We start from the raw sequence: 2,990 nt of genomic DNA, 5'->3' as shown, positions 1-2,990 counted from the left end.
GTAATCATATCCTTGTGTACGTGCATATTCGACTAAGTGTTTGAACCATCCGGTTTTGTAATTGTATACTGGATGGCCTTTTAGTTTTAATGCTCTGCTGAAGCTGTAGCCTTCATCGAGTAAAGGTTTTATTTCCATGAATAGGTCATGTGTTTCTTTTAGTCTAGCTTCAGTGTCTTGTTCGATTACTTTAATCATTATTCATCAGCAACAGCTGTAGTATTATTTTTTAATAGGCTTAATATTTTTTCTAAGCTAATTTCTAAATCATCAGCAGTTAATTTATTGATTTCCAATATTAATTCTTCAATATGTTTATTCTGCTCGGCTTTATCCTGTGATTCTTTTTGTAGTTTTTCGTAGGTTTCATCATCACATGGATTATCAATTTTAATCACCAAATCTATAGTGTAGGGTCGATTTCCAGCTATGTTTTCATGATGATAAACAGCCCCATCCTCAAATTTCAATAATATTTCCCTTACTAAAGTTTTCCATGTTTCGGGGAAGTTGGTTCCAATATCTAAAGTTTCGCTTAAGTCAATCATACTCTTATGTCCTCCCATTTTAATTCTTGTTCTAACGAATCTTTAGTCATGTAAATATATTCCCATGTGGAGTAGGTTTCTTTATTTGATTGTTGTGTTAAATGATTTAGATAGACTAATTTAACATCAAACTGTTTACATAAACTCTCATGTATTCCCTGATTATATTCCCCTACATTTTCAACTAATATTATTAAGTGTTCATTATCACTATAGTTTAAATCGAACTCATAGTTATTGTATTGGTTTCTGAATCCTGTTAATTCTTTTTCAAAATCGACATAGGCTTGGTTTCTTTGGTTATCTGTTTCTAATAATTCCTTGAATTTCATAATCGTACTCCTCCGAACATATTATTGTAGTAAGTATTTTCTATTTTATAGATTTGATTTGCTTGTTCTTTGACTTCTGGTAAACGGGTTTTATCCCAGGAAGTATTGCGGAATATGTCTCGTACTATCTCGGCTAATCGATGATTAGGGTAGGTTCCAAAGTATCCTAGTTTACGGCCAATTGTTTTGCGGACAGAATAAATATTACCTTTCTTATAGATTAGGTCTCGGCTTCCATGTGGTGCAATATGTCCATGTTTTCTTTGAATACATTGTAACTGTGATTTATCCCATCCTACTTTCTCGAGGTCTTTAGCTATTTTAAGTGCTAATTCACGGTTCGGGTATACTCCATAGCTTTTGTGTCGGTATTCTATATTCCATGGGTTGGCTTTGCTTTTATGGTTATGATGAACGTATCCTTTGAAGTTACTTGGCTTTGATGGTGATAAATCTGGTTGGTATACTAAAGGTTTTAATGTTAGTTTTTCTAGTGGATCTTCACCATTTAATATTATAGTTTTGAAATTCATCCAATCTGTACCATATAATTTCAACCAGTTTCTTATGTTAATATCATGGATATTTAATGTTCGGCTGAGTTCTCTTTGTGATATTTCAGGGTTGGCTAGTATTTCTTTTTGCATTAATCGTATTTCTTTTTCATGTGTTTTGCGTTGGCTGATATTGCGGATTTTACGTTCTGGATATGGTGGTAATTCCATATTATAATATGGGTTTTGTTTATCATCAATAGCTTCGACTAATAATTCGTAATCCCAATCATGGGCTACTAGGAAGTCTCTTTCGTATAATGCGTCTTCGAGGTTAGTGTATCCTCGGAGGATGTCTAATGTACTGTTAGATTTTATATGTTTTTGAGGTATGCTTATCATATACCTTTTTTCGCCAGTGGATTTTTCATGGATTTTATCCACTACAATATATCTGTAAAATCCGAGTAACCATGTGTACCATTTAGGATACTCTGCTTGTATGCTTGGTAATTTGCTGGTATCCCAGTTGTTTTCCCTTAATTTTTCTAGTGTGTAGTAGGCTTGTTCATATGTTCGGCAGCAGCATAGGTATGTGTTGCTGTAGTATAGGCAGTAACTGGATCTGCTTCTTTTGTATATGCTGCCTCGAGGTACATATGGTTTATAAGATGGGTCTCTTTGTAATCGTTCTGGTACTGGATATTTCAATCCTTCATTTAGGTAGGGGTTTTCTGTTTTTAAATCCAGTTCAGATGGTCTTGGTACTGTTCCTTCTCGGATGTCACTGTATAGGTCTCTGTAGTATAGTGCTTCTTCTAGTGTTCGGGTTGTTCCTAGGTATGCTCCTCCTACTCGGTTTACACAGTAGCATCTTTGTGATCTGTCTAGATTGATTCTTAAATAGTATTGTCTGATTTCAGTGTCTACTTCAGACATCTCCGTAATTCCTCCCCTCAAAGTATTATGGTTAAATATTATTATATATTTTTTAATATTTAAACATTAACACCATAACTTTAAAAAAAATATAGAAAAAAGAAAAAAAAAGATTTTTATTTTTTTATAATATGAAATCCTGACTTAACCTTATCCTGGAATATAGTTAACTCTTCATTGAAATCATTGTCTCCTTTGAAGTCACCTGCCTCCTTAATAGCCTTGACGATTGGGGTCTCAGTATGCTTTTCAAACATTCTAACTAAAGCTGCACAGACAACTAAAGAACCTATAATCCCATCCTTTCGGATTTCATCATCATTTAAAAATTCAGTTAATTTTTCAGCTTCAACTTCATCATAACATAAGCAGTGGAAGCCACTGATAGTGTCTTCCATAGCTTTCATTGCACTAGGGCACACTCTATATCTTTCTTGCATAGTTTATAACCTCCTTTTATCACGTTTAGGTTTAACATTACTGTAAACAAATCTTCTTAATTGGTTTTTCTTTCGTAAGAATAATCTGGTGCTTCTTTTTTGTTTCAATGCAGGATATTTCCTAAAGCTACGAGCATTATTAACTTTATGGAAAAAATAATATTGTCCTAAAATTTTATGACAGTACTGGTTGTAATAGTTATTATGCCTCATCGTATAAATCCTCCTCAAAAAAAA

The 2,990-nt window shown here is 33.3% G+C and carries 5 protein-coding genes; all 5 read right to left on the bottom strand.

Annotated elements, in window-relative coordinates; all coding sequences use genetic code 11:
* Positions 1 to 198, bottom strand: a 198-nt coding sequence (locus ACJROP_RS01890) for a hypothetical protein (protein WP_406533807.1), incomplete at its 3' end; no start/stop codon positions are given.
* Positions 198 to 548, bottom strand: coding sequence for a hypothetical protein (locus tag ACJROP_RS01885; RefSeq protein ID WP_406533806.1), 351 nt, complete (start codon positions 546 to 548; stop codon positions 198 to 200). The genes ACJROP_RS01885 and ACJROP_RS01890, both read right to left, overlap by 1 nt.
* Complete coding sequence (locus tag ACJROP_RS01880) at positions 545 to 880, bottom strand: hypothetical protein (protein WP_406533805.1); 336 nt, start codon at positions 878 to 880, stop codon at positions 545 to 547. Before ACJROP_RS01880 ends, ACJROP_RS01885 begins: the two co-directional genes overlap by 4 nt.
* Positions 877 to 2,313 (bottom strand): hypothetical protein, encoded by a 1,437-nt coding sequence (locus ACJROP_RS01875; RefSeq protein ID WP_406533804.1) that lies wholly within the window; start codon positions 2,311 to 2,313, stop codon positions 877 to 879. Before ACJROP_RS01875 ends, ACJROP_RS01880 begins: the two co-directional genes overlap by 4 nt.
* A gap of 116 nt (positions 2,314 to 2,429) precedes the next feature.
* Positions 2,430 to 2,753, bottom strand: coding sequence for a hypothetical protein (locus ACJROP_RS01870; RefSeq protein ID WP_406533803.1), 324 nt, complete (start codon positions 2,751 to 2,753; stop codon positions 2,430 to 2,432).
* Between the last annotated feature and the right edge of the window lie 237 nt (positions 2,754 to 2,990).

The organism is Methanobrevibacter sp., assembly GCF_045220775.1.
GTDB lineage: Archaea > Methanobacteriota > Methanobacteria > Methanobacteriales > Methanobacteriaceae > Methanocatella.
Note: the sequence above shows the minus strand (reverse complement) of the source record. Positions and strands in the feature narration are given on the sequence as shown.